We start from the raw sequence: 18,219 nt of genomic DNA, 5'->3' as shown, positions 1-18,219 counted from the left end.
GTACAAGTCCATCTAGTTGATTCATAAAGTCATCTTGGTTTATACTTTGAGACATGGTAGGGTCTCCTTTCTTGATTTTTTGTCCAATTTCGAGGGTACCCTACCTCTTTTTTTTATCTCAAATATTTTACACAAACTATTTTACGTCATCATCATTTTCTTTTCGATACCGGGTTGTTATTAAATCTTTTATTCCTCGTTTCAATACATCTTCTTTTCTGTACATAGTAGAGTATTTTTTTAAGAAACTTAATGCCTTTAAAAAATCACCTTGTTCGATAATTTCTCTATATTTTTTTTTATCAATATCAGTTAAACCTTTATCCAATTCAAGTAACAAGTCTTTCCAGTTGGGTAAGTTTAATGGGATTGATACACCAGCACCGAGAAAAGGAACTATTTTTTGAGTTCGATTTTTAAGTTTCTCTAAATTATCTCTATACTCATCCATTAGATATTTCTTTAATTGTGTAGATCTATATTCAGCGATTAATTGTAAAAAATTCGAATTAAGTTTGAACATTTCACGTGTAATATGTCTTTTTGAATCTTTCAAAACTTCTCCACAGTATTTACATTGGTCATCTAGTGTAATAACATAGTCAATTGAGTCTTTTGCTTCACAGTCGTATGCAAAATACTTTGATGCAAGATCAGATCTTATCAATTCAGTAAGAATTATATGGAGTGTTTCCATTTCCATATTGTAATGTGTCAATCTATTCTTCGGAAAAATTTCTTCTTTGACTACTTCTGCAAGTGTATTTAACTGCTCAAATGTTTCTTCTTCACTCTTTTGAAGTTTAATACTAACGGTATGAATTAATTTGGTCAATGACATAATGAATTATCTCCTTATTTAAAGCTCTGGTAGGACGGAATACTACTCTAAATTGTTTACTTGTAGAATATATAGTCGTTTGGATTACATCTGTCTTTTCTTCATCTGTAAATAAATAATCAGTAAACCAAGATATTGACCAGTTATCAAGCTCTAAAGCTTGTTCAAAACTAAAGTAAAGACTATGAAACATGTCTGAAGCTGAAACCGGCTGTTTAGAGTTACTTGATTGAGTCGAACTTCTACTTGATTTATTTGATGTAAATTTAATTCTTGTTGGGTATCCAACAAGCTTTTGTTTTTTTGCCTTTTTCACAAGTTCCGTCGGTTTAATATTATATTCAATATAATATGATAATAATAATGCTTGGATTTTTTTGTTTAAATCACTTTTATCAATTCCATTTAAACTTTTATCATCGGTAAACAACGATTTATTTAATTTATCGACAGAAGCTCTTATTGGCTTACTTGTTCTTGATTTAACTTCAGTACGTAAATCCTCCAATAACGCATTATCAAGGTACTTACAAAAATCATACATACCCTTCCGATCATCTTTCACATCTATTTCTTTTAATGATATACCCAAAGTATATAATACTTTATTAACTACGGTCTTATGTAACTGGTGGGTAGTTGTAGGTGTTACATTATTTTCTTTTTTTAATTCTGTTATATTTTTTATCATAGTTAGAACTAAATTTTTTGTAAAATCAAGTTCAATGCCTGCAATAAAATAATCTACACCTTGTATTTTTTTGGGAACGACTTCAACAAACAGAAATCTAGCAGATGTTACTGAACCTTTTTCTGTGTTATAATCATACCCTGCAATAAACGTAGTGTTTATAGAGGATATATTTAACGAATCCATCAAATAAAATCCGTCTTCACTCATATAGCTGTGAAGTGCAGCAGGTATGGTATCTTTAATATTAATTTTATCTATCAACTTTTTAACTTTTTCTTTAAAGAAATCGATTTGTAGATTAGGATGTCCTAAAATTTGATCAACATATATATTTTTCAAATGACTATAGAATATATTTTCAAAGAATATAAAATCAATAGTTTCAGCACTATAGCTCTTTTTTAAAGAACTATAGTAATCCGCAAATTCAAGTTTATTCACTTCTTCAGAAACATCAAATTCAGCAGCAACGTCATTCTTAAATTTTTTTGTATCAATGAAATCAAGAAATCTATCACCGTTGAATATATACATTGCATCTTTTATTGTAAGCGGGAAATAATATGACGCCATGACAAATAGCCCTGAAAGGAGTAAACTTTTTGTAAAGAAGCTCCATTAGGGCTATTATGCTCGTTTTATATGTTTTGAAAGTGGCTTCACCTTGGCTTGGATATAAGGACTCCATGGAAAATAGTTTTCCCATTGTTCCGAGTCTTGAAAAATATTAAGCTGGGGAAGTTCCGTAAATAAAACGGTTAAGTATTCAAACGGATCAATTCCATTTTCTTTAGCTGTTTGGATAACACTGTATCCAATGGTATTCGCATGAGCTCCAGCTACGCTGGTTGAAAAATACCAGTTTTTACGTCCGACGGTGACAGGCCGAATGGAACGTTCTGCGAGATTATTACTAATGAAAAGGCGTCCGTCTGTTAAAAAGCGTTGAAGGGAATCCCTTAACTTTTGTGTATAATCCACAGCTTTTTGTAAAGGACCTTTCATTGTAACGAGAGCGTCCAGCCATCCCCAAAACTCCTTCAGTAACGGCTTGCTTTCCAGCTGGCGTTGCTGCAGGCGTTCCTCTGGAGATAAATCTTTCCATTGCCTTTCCAGCTTGAAAAGCTGGTCACAGTAATGGACGCCGACGGCGCCTTGTCCATTTGAATCATTGGTCTCTAAAAACTTTCTCCGAACATGCGCCCAGCACGTTTGAAGTTGCACATCTTCTAATTTTTGATAGACGGAATATCCATCACAATGAAGAAGTCCTTGAAATCCTTTGAGAAAGGTTTCTGCTACTTCAAACCGGCGTGTCTCGGAAGAATGGTAGAGAATAATGGGATGTTTGGCAGCTTCCGCTGTTCGAAATAACCATATCCTCGCATCGGCTGTAGCTGACTTTTCGTCTGCCCGGCGTAAAATTTGATAGGTCGTTTCATCAGCGGAGAGCACAGGTTCTAGAAGTAATTTTTCTCTCATTTGTTGGTACAATGGCTCCAGCCATTCTTCGGAACTTCGAATCGCCCAGTTTGCCAACGTTCTCCGGGAAACCTTCAACCCATATCTTGCCCATTCTTTTTCCTGACGATGATAAGGAATACTCATCTCCAGCTTTTGATAGAGATTATAGGCTAACACGCTCGGTCCAGCTAAACTTTTAGCTAAGGCTGGTTCCGGTGCTTTTTGTCGGAGAATGTGATTCTGACCGGTTTTCTTACAGGCTAAGCATTCATAAGCATGTTCATAATGTACATGTTTTACTAAATGAGCTGGGATAAACTCTAACTCCGTTCGAGCTTCTCGCTTCCCAAGATGTTTTAATGGGCTGGCACAGCACGAACAGACCTGGCTATCGGACGGAAGAGTGTGTTCTTCCACCACGATAGGCAAGTCTCTTGTGATATCGGCCCGCTGCCCTTGATATTTTTTTCGCTGATAAGAGATGGTCTCTATTTCAACGGCTTTGTCTGCAGGTTGCTCTGCCTCGCTAAAAGGGGGATTATTGTCTTCTTCGAAGAAGGAGAGTTGACCTTGAGAATTCTTTTCGGATGATGTTCCAAATAGTCGACGATTCATATTGGTCAGCTGGTTAATCAGCTGTTCAATTTGTTTTGCTTGTTTTTCATTTTGAATTGTCAAATGTTCGATTTGTTTCATCAGCTTCTTTTCCAATTCTGTCAACGTATTCACCCCCTGTGTCCAAATAATTTCTTTTATCGTACCACACTTTATCAAAAAGGGAAGAAAAAATTTAAAAAACAATTTCTCTCCCCCATGATTAAGTGAGGACACCTAATTTGGCAGGTTGAATTTTTTGTTTTTGATAGATGGAAAAACCGTCAAACAGCCACTCGATTTGTTTTGGTGTCAGTTTTTCAACGTCGGTTTGCGAACGCGGCCAAGTTAACTTTCCCTGATCGTATCGCTTATAAAGCAAATAAAAACCTTCTCCATCAAACCAGAGAGCTTTAAATCGATCCGTTCTTCTCCCGCAGAATAAGAAAACAGATTCATCTAAAATATCTAATTGAAATTGACTGGTGATTACGGAAGCCAGACCATCAATGCCTTTGCGAAGATCTGTATAGCCACAGACTAAATAACAATTTTTCATCTGGGAGAAGTCAACGAGCATGACGGCACACCTCCTTTATCAAGGCTACTGCCAAAGATTCCTGACAACCTTCAAAGATTGTTAGCTGTAGAGAATGACAAGAAACTTCCGCTACTGGATTTACAGGCGTAGAGGAAGATGGTGCTGGGATCGTTACGGGAACAATCGGGTTTTCCTTCATGAAAAAACTACCTCCTGTTACTTGTTAAATCCAAGTATAGAGGTAGTTCCGTTATAATAGAATGCGGTCTATTATTTCCCGCTTACCTTTTATTTCCAAAATATCGCCCTCTTTTTACTTCGTTTTTTCTGGCCAATCTTCAGGTATAAGACCAGATTCTTTCTTTTTCCATCTATATTTAACAGATTTTTTATATCTTTCATGATTCTTGAAATAAGCATGTTCAATTATAATAATTTGTAGAGATTCGTTCCTATCAACTTCATCAAATAAAGCTTCAAAATATTTCAACAGTGAATTTCTCTCTCCGTTTTCGTTTATATCATCAATTTCTACCTCATTTGGTTCTTCATCAGGTGGAAAATAAGGTCTGCTCAATTGATCAAATAGTAATACACCCGGAACCGGTCTATTCAAGCTAGCAAAATGCCGGTGTAAGGCTAACATTAAAGATACGTGTAAACTTAAATAATTTTCATCGGAACCAACATCACGCATACTTTCACTATGTGTTGGTAATGAAACACCTACATCAAGGTTTTTCAAATTTATATAAACTGGACAGTCCTCATACCTTTCTTCAAATGGTAAATTGAATATTATATTTGTTGCAATAGAGGATATTCTTCGTTCAACATTTTCTAAATTGTTTAGTTTATTTTCGAAATTCACCTCTTCTTCTAATTCTTCCAATCTTTTATTCAATCTATCGAGAAAATCCTGATTTTTATTTTGATTATTGGAATCAAGTGCTTCTTTACTCTCTAAATATAAACTTATTCGACCTATAGTTCTATTCCTTCTTTGAAATAAATCTAAATTATTTTCAGTTTGTTCATTTTCTTTAACTAAAACACCAATTTTGTCTTTGATACTTTTAATTAATACTTCTTTTCTCTCTAAATCTTGCGTTAAAATGTTTATATAATTATCCAACCGAGGCCTATCTTTTTCTAGACTTCTCAGATCATTTTGAGTTTTTACCATAAGGTTTTTAATTGTACTTACTGGCTTTGACGGATTATTTAATTCACTTTGACAAAGCGGACAAGTATTAGGATCATGGGGTTTTTTGAAAAGGTTAATTACTTCTAACTTCCTTTTTTGTTGGTTTACAGTCCCATCAAATTCTTCGGCTGCTAATATTTGTTGTTTAGCTTTTCTTAGCTTATTTTTTATTTCTATAACTTTACTTTGTTCATTTGTTAATTGAGTATATAAATTAGGCAATAAATCCTCATTAATTTTACTTTCTACTGTAATATTCCAATTGGCAACGGCAGCTAATTTCTTTAGAAGTTCATCATTATCCCATTCGTCTATATTTTCTTCATTATCTATTAAGCCCAGCTGTATAGCTTCTTGCACTAAATTTAAAGCTTTATTAGAATCTCCAAAAATAATGGCTTCATTAGCTTTAACTTCCTTCTCAATTCTATTAATTTGTCTTGTGATTTTCTTGAACTCGAGTTCTTTACTTAAAGTATCCTCATCCACAATTCCTAAAAAATATGGTAATGATTCAATTACACTTTGCTTTCTTTCATCGTTTGTTCCTCTTAATAAAGTATTTTTGCTAATGATTACATCATCATCTTGCAGAAGGTATGGGATTGTGTTTCTAATAGATATTCGTTTCGATTCGAGCTTAGTTCCAAAGGACTCCGTTCTTGCATCCCCTATACCTAAAAGCCTTTCAAATTGCGCTAATCCCCCTTCAACATTAGTCGTTTTACTTAGTTCTGATGATTTAGCAGGTATTTCTATATTTTTACCGATTTCAAAATAAATATCTCCACTAGATTTCCATCCTATTTTGGGTATTTTTCTAAATATAGAAAACTCTGTATCACCTTTCACCCATAAAATTCCTACCCAGCTTAAACAACCTCTTACAAATGAAGGGATGTGACATTCACTAGCCCCCATTACATAATCAATAATCTCTGGTATAGCAGACTTTCCAGTCCTTGATTCTCCTGTAATAATGGTAACATCTTCTAGATTAAATTCTAATTCTTTCATTTTCTCATTGTGGCTGTATAGTAGTATTTTCTTTATATTCCACCTTTTCATAAGGACACTCCTAACACGTTATATATAGTTTTTGTAGATTCTAATTGACCACACCAACTCCCGAGCTTTTTTGCAACTGTTAAAGTTTTTCTTGACTCCTCAAAATGTTCTTCAGTGTATATCTTACTAACCTTAATTCCACTTTTATTAAAAAAAATAAGACCCTCGTCATCAAAATAGAAAATTTTATTAGTTGTTCCAAATAAAATCGCTTCTCTTGTAATATCCTGAGTTACTTCTATTCTTTGAGCAATATCAATTATCGCTGAAGGGTTTCTAGAAATCCAAGTAAGTAATCCAGTTGAAGTATTGGTACCATCAAAATTATTTCTTATAGGCTTTGATAAGACTAAAGGAAGAGGTAAAAATAATATTGGAAATTCACAGCCTTCTTTCTTTACTTCTTCAAACCCATTAAGAAAAGACCATAATATTAATGAACAAAGCGGAGGATTTGTAGCAGAATATGTATCTGTTGAAATCATTTTTCTTCCTCCTTATTAGTTGAAGTTTTCTTAATTCTTTCAGTAAATTCTGGGTGCCAGCCAACCTTCAGGTCTTCAGCGAGTTGCTGATAAGAACCTTGCACAAGGTAGGCTTGACTCCATTCCTTTCGAATTGGGGTGATTTCCTTATGAGCCTCTCTATGGGACCAATCTAGCAAGGAACGTCCATTTTCAGAGAGCACACCTTCTTCCTCCCCCTTTAAATCAAACTTCATTGTTTGAAAATAATCATCCCAAACAGTAACTAATCTTTTATCTAATTTTTTTAACTCTATTCCATTAATTAAATCGTCCTTTAGCCATTTTTCTCTTTGATTTCTTGCTTGCCACCTTGTTGTAGCTGCTCTTCTTTTCCTCGGCTCTCCTCCTTTTACTAAATCAATTTGGATTTCCATATTTCCTCCAAGTTCTCCTGATACATCCGCTTCTTCAGCTAAATCCCCAAAATCATCTGTTAAATTTTCATCAGATAATTCATTGATTAATGTTACTATTTGTCGTATCAATTCATATTTACTAATATCCCTTGACAACTCATTTAATAAACCTAAAACCACTCTTCTATCCCACCACTCAATTAACCGTTCAACTAATTTCAATCTTATATTTACCGGAACAGTATTTTGAATCCTTTCCGCTACTTCATTAGGTATATCTTTTATATTATAATTGTCAGGTTGTACAGAAATTTTACTAATAAGGTTTGTTCTTTGTTCCGCATTTAAAGATAAATACGCTTCACAACCAGGCCACCTTGTTTTAAATGGTAAAGTTTCTTCTTTACTTGCTGCTAATTTTCTTGCTTCAGCAACTCGATTAGCTTCTACTAGAAGACTTTCAACTACTAAATTTCTATCAGAATCATTATTAGATAGATTAGTTAGTGAACATTCATCATCTATTTGAGATGTGGTTACAAATATAAAGTATGTCGCTTCATCTACTTCTTCTTTTCTTAACATATCTGCCCAAATTCTAATAGTCTTCCATAAACCATCATTTTTTTCATTTATTTTTCCCTTGCTATTAAGACTATGCTTTAGTTGGTATAATTTTTTTATATTTCCTTCAATATATACATCATCACCAGTCTCTATACTCACCTTATCGTTATCATTTGCATCTAGTAATTTTACTAAGGCATACATGCCTTGAAAATAATATCCCAGAAGCGAAGCCTCTGCTGAGTGTTCACTCATATATTTCACCTACCAAATGATTAATTTTTAGCAATTTTACCTATTACTATATTATCATTAAATAATATGGAAAAGATATCTAATATACGAAAAATTATCAAAATAGGATTTAATAAATTAAAATATAAGTGTATCTGTTTTTATAAAATCTAAGAAACAATCCGAGTTTGTACAATAAAAGAAGTAGATAAAATGTTTGCTCAACAAAAGTAAGAGTTTTATATCTTTTTATAAAGGGAAAATTTCTTATACTTGACTTGTTTAAATAGCATCATCCCCACTGTTTTTTAACCTTAAAACAAGCGAGGATGATTTTTACTTTTTATTTGCACATATCCACTTATTCTTCTTATTCAACAATCATCCAGTTTGTATCTTTTTCTATTATGAACTCATATTGTGAAAGCTGTTTTGCTTTTGTAGTCTCATCTAAATAACTTACTGTTACCCATACCTTAATTTGACCGTCCAATTCTTGATACACAGAATTAACAAGTTCAGAAAATATATATTTCTTTTCAATGGGTGGTAAAATATTGTCTTTTACATAATAAGCAAGTTCTTGATCCGTTGCGGTTGGATAAGAAGTAAAGAAAGCTTCTAAAAACGCTGTGACTTCCTGTTCAGTAGCCGATTCCACTGTTCCATTGTTTTCTGCTTGCTCCGGTACAAAATTAGATTTGTTGGGCTGGGACCACATGGTTGGATTTTGGGTAATAACCAGATTTTCTTGTTCATCTTGATGAAGCACAATACGATAGGTTGCGTTTGTGAAAGAGCTGTCCTTTTCTTCTGTAATTTTTTGTTGCACCGAGTAGACTACTGAATAATTATTTTCAGTTTCTTCTGATACCGACCAAATATTGATGTTTTGGACACTGGAACTTGTCGGAATATCTTCCCGAATCATATCAATATTTATAGCCTGCAATTCTTCTGTCAAGTAATCAGCAAGCTTTTCTGTTCGTTCTTCTAACGCTTCTGATTCATTTTCCCAAGAGTAATATTCTTTCACAAAGTTTTCCGTAAAACTCTCAATAGCAGTTGTATCTATGATATTGGCTTGAACGACTTCTCTTTCATGAATAGTATGTTGATCAATCGCTGTAAAGTTTTTATAGATTCCGAAGGCAATACTGCTTAAAAGCAGTATCCATAAGAGAACAACTGATTTTTTTCGCTTGCCAACCGTTTTTATTTTTACTTTTTTTCTTTGCTTTAACTTTGGTTGTTTTTCTTTCTTGCTAAAAGGAAGTTTCATCTACTCATTCCCTCCACTAATTTTTGATTCGTCCAGCGCCAATTAAATGGTTCTGCCAGTAGGAAGAAGTTAAATCTGCATATCCAATTGGGTCACCTGCTTGATACATCTGGTTATCTCCCACATAGATGCCGACGTGCGTTACATAATTAGCCGTATTATAAGTGGAATGGAAGAAAACCAGATCCCCGGGTTCTGCTTCAGATAAAGGAACAGATTTTGTTGCGTCATATTGTTCTTGTGCGGTCCGGGGAAGATTAATTCCTGCTTTTTGATACACCCACCGAGTTAAGCCGCTGCAATCAAAGGAAGTATTCGGATTATCCCCTCCAAAAACATAGGGGAAACCTTCGTATTTTAAAGCTTCTTCCATGACTGCTTGAAAAATTTCATCTCCAAAAGCGGGGACCTCTGATGATTCACTCAGGTAAGGCTGAAGCAAGTCCAAGTAGAACATATTGCCATAGGTATAGCGCCAACCCCCATTCTTTTCTACTGCAATTGGATTACTGTACATTACTTTACTTCCGCCGGCTTGCTGCTTCGCAAAGCTTTCTGCCAATTCAAAGCTGTAAGTTTGTCCATTTTCAGCTACATAGTCGATAAAACCACCGCCGTAATTATAGGCTTGAATAGCGGCTTCTTGATCAACTTCTTTACTTTCCGCTGCTTGTAATAATTCTGCAAGATATTTAGTCCCCTGTTCAATGGAGGCCTCAGTATCTAAGGAATTGGGAGATAATCCGAGCGACTCACTGCTTTGCATAACATCTTCCACAGTGCCGCCACTCTCTACAGCAATAATGGCAAGTAATATTGGAACATACTCACCGATATTATATTCATTTGCGTACTTCTCTACGGTCTGTTGATGAGCTAACACATCTTCGGATAAAGAAACATGTTGAAAATCTCCTGATAAACCTAAATCCATTGGAGCATCAAAGTCCCCTGCTTCATCAGAAATAAAAATGGCCACAAAAGACAACAATCCCAAGAACGCTAAAAATCCTATTCCACTCATAATCAATATGATCTTTAATCGTAAAAATATCATGAGCGATTCCTCCTGATTGTTTGTCGCCTGCGTGGAGGTTTCGGATGTTGCTTTATTCGTTTTCTAGGCAGGACAGGTCGTTTCATCACTTGTTTTTCCTGCGATTTTGGATTCTTTTTTGGAATCCGAACAAAGTTTGTTTTCCGGTTCTGTTTCTTACTTTGTATAGACTCTTTATACGGTTGAGTTGCTTGTCTCTTTTGAGTTCGCAGCGCTTGGATACCTTCTTTTTGTACCATTGCCTGTTTGCTTTTATGATTTTCAGAAATCGTTCTTTCTTTTTGTTTTTGTTTGGTCGCCTGTTTTTCTTTCATTGAAGAAGAAACAGGTTTTTGCTGTATCGTCGGATTACTGGAATAAGATTTTGGATTCTTTTGCTTCTTGTCCAAAGCTTGCCGCTTTTCAGCAATCGTTTGGCGGTGTTTGTTCATACGTTCGGTATTTTGTATTAGCCGCCGTTCTTTTGCTTGCGTCATCCCCTTTTTAAAGTCTCTGCCAGGTCGCTTAAGATTTTCTTTTCCTTGTACAACCGCGTACTTTGCAGTTGTTGGCAAGTCCCTAAGTTGAGCTTTACGATGTTGGATATTCGCACGTACACGATTTTTGGTATCTATAACTTTTCCGGTCGTTTGCCCGACTCTCTGGCTGAAAGATTTAGATTCATTATTGCTCCGTTCCGTCTTGTTATTTCTGGTTGGTTTTAATCGTTGTAAAGGTCTGCTAAGAGAAAAGGAACCTTTGCCTTTACCTATCATTGATCCAACAGTCGCCCCAGCTGCTGCACCTGTCAATGTCCGTCCAATCGAACGTTGCAAGCGACGACCGCTGCGGTATGCCATTTGTTTTGGTCGTCGCATAACACCTCGACCGACTTGTTGACTATCGCTGCTTTGTAAACGAAACATGCTCATAATATCACCTAGCTTCATGTAAATGCCGGCAAATGTAACGATTTGTAGAAATGCAATCAAGAAAAATGGATAGCTGCTGGTCAGGGTATACAACATGGATGAAATACTAAAGGCAACCGTAATCACCAGCGTAATTCCTGCCCTCAGCATAATCACGTTAAAGAGTTTCATAATTGCTTGTTTCCCCATATTTTCAAAGCTGGGAATCATGGAAAGTAAAAAGCTGATAGGAAGAAAAATCGCAAAAACAATGAAAAGCAGTTGCGAGAAAATCATCATACCGGATAAAAGAAACACGAAAATAGATATACCAATGTTAAATAGAAATAAAAAGAAGACCATCCCTAAACGAGTGGTAGTCTTCGTAATCGTCAGATTTTTATTGTCGTGATTTTCAATTTCTGCTTTCACAACATTTTCGCGGTTCTTTCCATTGTTCTCATCGGGACTGGTAGAAACCAATGTATCTACACGTTCTTCTCCAATTGCTTCTTTATCCGAGTTATCAAATTGCAACAGCATCCATGGCTGCTCTATCTGAATCGAGAAGAGATTATTCCGAATCATATCGACACTATCTTTTCCTTGACTATTGGAACTTGGCATAAGCATTTTGGCTCCCAAATCAAGTGCTGCCTCGCTTACATCTGCTGAAAAATCATTAATCTTCATAACATAAGTCGGGGCGTAAGCAATAAAAGAAGCAGACAAAATAAACACTACTAAAAAGTTAATGACAGCCCGCATAGCTTTGGTCGTTTCCTGTTTCAACAAACCGGTATATGCTACATAGATTCCGATAATCAATACAAAGAGAAGCAGAAAACCGACATAGAAACCTTCTTCCCCAAACCCTTCTGATGTAATTCCGGCAAGTGTCTGCATATTTTTCCCGATAGCATTTGCTGTTTCAGAAATGAAATCAAGTGAATAAGCCTGCTGTACCAAGTAACCTGTGGCATTGGATAAATAGAGATTGATAATCCAAATAAAGTTGGTAATAGTGTACAATCCATACATGACCTGTTTACCTATGCCATCATCCCAATTCCATGGCAGCCAATCCCAACCGCTATCTACAAAAAAATCTAATTGGTAATGATCGAGCGGATACAGCGAATAAAGATTATCTTCTGAGACCGTATCATCCACTAAACCAGCGGCGTGAGTAACCGTCAGTAAAGATAGAAACAATAAAAAAAGGACCGTACCAATGAGTACCGTCATCAACATGATTTTTTTGCCTTTAGATAGATTCAACGTTATCACTGCCTTTCTATAACAGGCGGTCTGGTATCAAAGGCTTCAAATAAATCTTCAAAAACTGGATGGACTTGAATGGTTCCAACCCGGCCGTATAAATCTTGCATAAGACATTGACCGTTTTCCAATTCACGTAGCCGTCTTTGATTTGCTTCGTCTTCCGCATCCACACCAAAGAATTGAAGAGTTTTCTTAATTTCCGTCAAGTCTCTGGAACGGAAGGCAAACTTCACCCCGATGTTATTTTTCAACTTTTCATCCGTTAAATCATCCGCATTTTGGGTAACAAAATAAACTCCAGCATTCATGGCCCGGCCAGCTCGCACCAGCTTATTGGAAAGTGTTTTTCCCTGCGCTACTTGCAGAAATAGCGATAGGTAACCCTTTGAGATTATCTCCAGGTTTTCCCCCGCTCCACACCGTACGTGAGACTTTCACCTCATACGGCGCTCCATCATTTATTCATTGAATTCATTTTTCTTAATCTATTTTGGTTAGAAAAGAGTTAACTGTTCATATGTTTCTTCCATTTCAATGTTTAATGGTAGTTCATAATTATTAACTAATTTGCGAAGTTTATTTAATTTTTCCAGTTGGTCACTTGATAAAGCTAATTGATTCAAGAGTCGCTTGATTGTTTCTTGTTTTGTCGCGTGAATGAGTGTATGAACTTCTTTTGTGACAAGTATCAGATTCCGATAGGAATCATTTTGAGTACTTGACCACAATTTTTTATGATGACAGTGGAAGTCATCTAAGAAAAATTCTACTCCTGTTATAGCACATCTTCCTTTTTGTGCGACAAACAATGAAATTCGATTATCATTGAACTCAATGCTTGCTCGTTCGTTAATGACCGGATGTTGTCGTAACCACTGAATCTTCCATTCTGGGACAGATTGTTGTTTCCGATGAATCGCAAGTCTACCTTCAGGCGTATATTTGTTATAAGCATGTTTCTTTAACATTGGTTTTCTCATTTGAACATAGCCTAAAGGTAAAATAGGGTAGCCAAGTAAGTAGCGCATTTGCTTTGATTTCAAATACTTCTTGATTCCTTTATCATGACCTTTGTATTCACCGTTTTTGGTCAGCCCATGCTGTCGAAGTAAATTATGCATAGTAGTTAGTAGTTGATAATTAAGAGGCGAGAAATCTAGGTTTACATGAGTGGCTAGCTTGTAGTACTCATGTATTCCAATAATCATGGAATTATATTTTTTTATTTCTCGTACAACATATCTGCGCTTATCCATTTTCTTAATCTGCTTTACTTGTCTCTTAAGCCCATGTTTAATGCGTTTAAGAGCTTTTGGCGCAACATGTGAGTGACAGACTTTTTTGCCACTTTTTGAAACTAATCGCAATGTAAATCCAAGAAATTCGCTAGATTCGGCTTCTAAATCGGTTATCTTTGACTTTTCCTCTGAAATAGGAAGTTTCAATCTATCTTTCAACCACAGTTTGACTGCATGGTATATTTTATGGGCGTCTGATTTTGTACGACAAAATATTTTGAAGTCATCGCAATACCTTACGATATACATTTCTTTCAAAGAGGTCGTATTTCGTAACTTCGTAAAACTATGCCCCTTATCCAAGTAGCCTTTTTTATTGTAATTAGATTTTAACTCCCGACAAGTACGCTCTTCCCATTGATTGGCAATCCACCAATCAAACTCATTCAAATTAATATTTGCGAGTAAGGGACTTAGAATTCCGCCTTGAGGTGTTCCTTTTGTTGGAATTTCAGTTTCCCCACTTGGAAGAACAATAGGTGCTTTCAACATCTTTCGTAAGATAACCAATAATTGTTTATCACGAATACCCATTGTCCATATTTGGCGCATGAGTTTTCCATGATGAACGTTATCAAAGAATCCTTTAATATCTACATCAACTACATAATTTAATCGACTTTGATTCATTCGATACATACACGTGGCTATTGCATTTTCTGTAGACCGTTGAGGTCTAAATCCATAACTGTGTTTATGAAATTTAGCTTCGCAAATTGGTTCAATTACTTGCAGAATACATTGTTGAGTAATTCTATCCCATATAGAGGGGATACCTAATGGTCTCTTACGACCATTTGCTTTAGGAATTTCTACTCTACGAACTTTTCTCAGTGTATAGCGTCGAACCTTTTTTTGTACGATGGTAAGAAAGGTAGTGTAAGGGAGTTTTTCAATATCTTTAATGGAAACTCCATCAATACCCTTTGTTTTACTACCACCATTTCTTTTGATCGTTCGATAAGCTAATTGTATATTTTCATTTGATGTGATGATGTTCATTAAGCTTTTAAATGAAACTCCTTCGGCGCTTTTCTGATACAACTCATCGAAAATTTCGGTCATTCCGTAGTATTCTGCATAACGTAATTTATTATCTTTTAGAACAATTTCTTCTCTAACAGTTTGATTCATGGTTTATCACTCCTCTCGTCAGATTCGTGACCTTTTTAGTCCTACTAGAATCCATGAGTAGTGATTAAGTTTTATTCAATAAATAAATGACTTGTGGCTGTTCCTCCGATTCCATTACAGAATCTTCATCGGTCGTGCCACTACTCTCACTAAGGATTAAGAAAAGTTATGATTTCCTTTTCAACGCTTCACTGGTTGTGCAAACTCCACGTCCTTAGTTTTCAACGTTCCCTTAACTTTATCAGTACAGAGGTTAGGTGCTGACTTTACCCCACAGACTTATCATGTGCCTATAACACATCAAGGACTTTCATAGGTCGCTATTCTTACTTATCCTCAAGCCTGTCGTACATACATTTCTGTATGCTAGCCTTCAGAGCGTACATTCGCCAGTTCGTCAGTTCCTAATGGAACATTCTCACCATATTCTGTTTTTAATGACTCCCGGCATATCAATTACATATCCTACCTCTAGGACAATTTCGTTAAATGATGAATCATTTACTACGGTAATCTTTTGCCGACTTCACCGAGCTTCATACAATACTTCTTGCACTGAACTATCGCATGTCGGAGTATCAGAGGAAGTGTTTCAAGGCGTTACCCTATCATTCCGCTTCTCAAGTTAAGAGTTCTCCATTCTCTTTCTGATTAACTGTTTTTAAGCAGCTATCTTCGAGAATGTGCGCAATCTTTTCAATTGCGAACGTTTCGCACAGGACCAAGCTTCATCCAAGTCTACGATCTTAAAAATGCTTCGGTCAGAGTGAATAAAATCTAACGCAAAAGTGGAGATGATAATCAGCATGGCAACACTTAGGAGCTCCATCGTTGTATATTCTTCAAAGCTTGTTTCAGCGTCAGGCAATACTAAATCAGCTACTTGAATAATATTCAGCTGTTTTTGTAGACTGATAGAGTTTTGTACAGTTCCGTCAGAAAAGAGCAGATGTGCAAAATCATAGTCGGTAAAACTTTCGATATGGTCTGCAATGGTGGCAGCTAAAGGGTTCGGATCACTTCTTAGTTCATGAATCACTAGCAGCAAGCCACGTTCTTCCTGCTGGCTGACCGCCCGAATCGCTTTTCGTAAAACAGGAAATTTTTCACCATCTCGGCTCGATATACCTGTGAGAAAGGTTAAAATATCAATGGCTAAGCTCTCAGAATCCTTCTTATTTTTCATAATGACGTAGGGGTCAAGTAATCCTTTGTTGAGTTCATCACTTGTAAGATTAACGATATTAATTTCTTCTGCAATATCGGGTAAAGCTTCTTTCCACAAACCTCGTTCCGCTTTTGGATCAACAATGAGAGCTTGTCCGCCAAAAAGAACCGCATAATAGACAAGCAGATTGTTAGAAAATGATTTCCCGCCTCCTAGAGAACCTAAAAAGGCAGAAGCTAGAGCATTTGTAACTGAGCCTTTTACCCCTTGGCTGGCAAGACTTGGATTGACATACACATTCCTTCCCGTATCTAAGTTGTAGCCAAAATAAATACCTTCTGTTTCTCCCAGCATTTGCGTTGCACCAAATCCAAGTCCGGCAAGAAAATCAGAGGTGACATACTGTATATAGTCATTCATGTATCTTTTACTGGCAGGAATGAATTCGCCATGTAATCCCAGCATATCTCCGAAAGGACGAACGAGTTTGACATTCAAATCATCATAAAAATCTTTTACTTCATTACAACGTTGTTTTAACTCATCTTCATTGGAAGCAGACACCCGAATGACATAGCTCAACTTATACATGGATTCCTTCGTTTGGTCGAGAACATCTTCTAGTTCATTCACCTGTTCCAGTGCTTCCAGTACATTATTTCCAGTTTCATTATTTGACTCTGCAGCATGATTGTCCAAGTCTTTTAATTCTTTTTTCTTATTACGTACGGTTGATAGTGCTTTCTTATTTGTCATAATTTCCACATGCATGGACGTATCAATCGGAAAATCAAATTGTTGCTGCTGATAGTAAAAGATTTCATCAGAAGGAAACTCCAAATCTCCTACAATCGAATTAATGGTAAAGTAAGCAGCATAGGTTGTTACCTCTTCCTGTTCCAGCTTAATGAAACGTTGACTTTCTGTAATCAAACAACGGGTTGGCTTAATCAAATCATACTGTTTTATCCATGTTTCTTTTTCTCCTTTTTCAGAAGGAAGAGGATAGTCATATTCCTCAAATGCAATTCCCAATTGTCCATGGAGGTGTTCAATGACATAGCCTATGTCATCTTTGCTTAACGGTCGAACGTTAAAACGGTTGGAGATTTTATTTTGTAATAACTGTTCCATCTTCAAAAAACGATGGATTTCGGAATGCGGCATAGAAACAAAATCTCCCATGAGATGATGATTCACATCACGAACGAAACTGGAAAGAGAATTTATCACGGATTTTCCCATCGACTTCATACTGACTTCTTCTTCATTTAATAAAAGCTTGAAACCAATAAAAAAACGATAATCGACCTGATGCTCACCAATCATCGATATAAGAGCCTCCGTTTGATCGTCGATTCGGTCATAAGCTGCCTCCTTTAATCGTCCTGTCACTAATTCTTTACTTTTTTCCTGTACAGAACGAATACTATTTTCTGTACTGATTTGTAAAGCGTGAATTTTCCCATCTTGATTTTGAGCAACTAATTGACGGAAATGTTCATGGACCTGTATTTTTTCATCCTCCGATAAAAAGGAATAATTATATGGCAATAACTCATAATAAGCGAAGCATTCTCCGTCATGATTAAAAACAAGGTTGTTTTCGATATATTTAATCGGATAGCGCATGCGCCTTCCCCCTTACCGCAGTGACAGCTTCATCAACTGTCTGTTTTTGAAGTTTTACGGTTTTTCCTGCATAAGTCATTTTTGGCCTTATAAAATAGGTCACAACTGATTTAAGAAATCCGTACGGCTTTTTTCCATCAAAGCTTTTTTTACTCATAAACCACGTGATTCCAATAGGGACACCAACATATTTTAATAATGCACCGTCGATCAGAGAAAGAGGCGGGAGATTTCCTAATAACATGACTGCCAAAAGAGAAAGAACAAACCATGTCATTTGATTAAACGTGACGGGAAAAGGCAAACGAAAATCATTGATGGCATAGATCACTTTTTCCACTGACCAAATACGGGTATAACTTTTTAGCTTTTTCAAAAGAT

Annotated in this window: 12 protein-coding genes and 2 pseudogenes; all 14 read right to left on the bottom strand. The window is 36.0% G+C overall.

The window, feature by feature from the left end:
- Positions 1–136: 136 nt before the first annotated feature.
- Complete coding sequence (locus tag ACPYKA_RS03985; protein ID WP_269411372.1) at positions 137–841, bottom strand: hypothetical protein; 705 nt, start codon at positions 839–841, stop codon at positions 137–139.
- Complete coding sequence (locus ACPYKA_RS03980) at positions 810–2,108, bottom strand: hypothetical protein (protein WP_269411371.1); 1,299 nt, start codon at positions 2,106–2,108, stop codon at positions 810–812. Before ACPYKA_RS03980 ends, ACPYKA_RS03985 begins: the two co-directional genes overlap by 32 nt.
- Before the next feature lie 54 nt (positions 2,109–2,162).
- On the bottom strand, positions 2,163–3,800 hold the full coding sequence (gene tnpC, locus ACPYKA_RS03975) for an IS66 family transposase (RefSeq protein ID WP_479541089.1): 1,638 nt from the start codon (positions 3,798–3,800) through the stop codon (positions 2,163–2,165).
- Positions 3,801–3,816: 16 nt separating this feature from the next.
- Positions 3,817–4,173: an IS66 family insertion sequence element accessory protein TnpB gene (gene tnpB / locus ACPYKA_RS03970; protein ID WP_042528993.1), complete on the bottom strand. Its 357-nt coding sequence runs from the start codon at positions 4,171–4,173 to the stop codon at positions 3,817–3,819.
- A gap of 274 nt (positions 4,174–4,447) precedes the next feature.
- Positions 4,448–6,409: a DUF3732 domain-containing protein gene (locus ACPYKA_RS03965; RefSeq protein WP_269411370.1), complete on the bottom strand. Its 1,962-nt coding sequence runs from the start codon at positions 6,407–6,409 to the stop codon at positions 4,448–4,450.
- On the bottom strand, positions 6,406–6,894 hold the full coding sequence (locus ACPYKA_RS03960) for a three component ABC system middle component (RefSeq protein ID WP_269411369.1): 489 nt from the start codon (positions 6,892–6,894) through the stop codon (positions 6,406–6,408). Before ACPYKA_RS03960 ends, ACPYKA_RS03965 begins: the two co-directional genes overlap by 4 nt.
- A complete protein-coding gene (locus ACPYKA_RS03955) occupies positions 6,891–8,114 on the bottom strand; it encodes an ABC-three component system protein (RefSeq protein ID WP_269411368.1) in 1,224 nt (407 codons plus the stop codon). The genes ACPYKA_RS03960 and ACPYKA_RS03955 overlap by 4 nt, the downstream gene beginning before the upstream one ends.
- Before the next feature lie 349 nt (positions 8,115–8,463).
- Positions 8,464–9,375, bottom strand: coding sequence for a conjugal transfer protein (locus tag ACPYKA_RS03950; protein ID WP_269411367.1), 912 nt, complete (start codon positions 9,373–9,375; stop codon positions 8,464–8,466).
- A 16-nt stretch (positions 9,376–9,391) separates the two neighbouring features.
- Entirely contained in the window at positions 9,392–10,432 is a 1,041-nt protein-coding gene (locus ACPYKA_RS03945) for a bifunctional lytic transglycosylase/C40 family peptidase (protein WP_439649427.1), read from the bottom strand.
- Positions 10,429–12,609: a CD3337/EF1877 family mobilome membrane protein gene (locus tag ACPYKA_RS03940; protein WP_439649449.1), complete on the bottom strand. Its 2,181-nt coding sequence runs from the start codon at positions 12,607–12,609 to the stop codon at positions 10,429–10,431. The genes ACPYKA_RS03945 and ACPYKA_RS03940 overlap by 4 nt, the downstream gene beginning before the upstream one ends.
- Positions 12,609–12,974 (bottom strand): annotated as a pseudogene (locus ACPYKA_RS03935) (ATP-binding protein); the annotation flags it as partial. The pseudogene ACPYKA_RS03935 and the gene ACPYKA_RS03940, both read right to left, overlap by 1 nt.
- A gap of 126 nt (positions 12,975–13,100) precedes the next feature.
- Positions 13,101–15,038, bottom strand: coding sequence for a group II intron reverse transcriptase/maturase (gene ltrA, locus ACPYKA_RS03930; RefSeq protein WP_269411366.1), 1,938 nt, complete (start codon positions 15,036–15,038; stop codon positions 13,101–13,103).
- Between the two features lie 688 nt (positions 15,039–15,726).
- Positions 15,727–17,838: pseudogene (gene tcpF, locus ACPYKA_RS03925) on the bottom strand (conjugal transfer ATPase TcpF); the annotation flags it as partial.
- Positions 17,822–18,214, bottom strand: coding sequence for a conjugal transfer protein (locus ACPYKA_RS03920; protein WP_269411365.1), 393 nt, complete (start codon positions 18,212–18,214; stop codon positions 17,822–17,824). The gene ACPYKA_RS03920 and the pseudogene tcpF, both read right to left, overlap by 17 nt.
- Positions 18,215–18,219: the final 5 nt, after the last annotated feature.

The sequence above is a fragment of the Pseudogracilibacillus amylolyticus (SeqCode) genome, assembly GCF_051918545.1.
Lineage (GTDB): Bacteria > Bacillota > Bacilli > Bacillales > Amphibacillaceae > Pseudogracilibacillus.
Note: the sequence above shows the minus strand (reverse complement) of the source record. Positions and strands in the feature narration are given on the sequence as shown.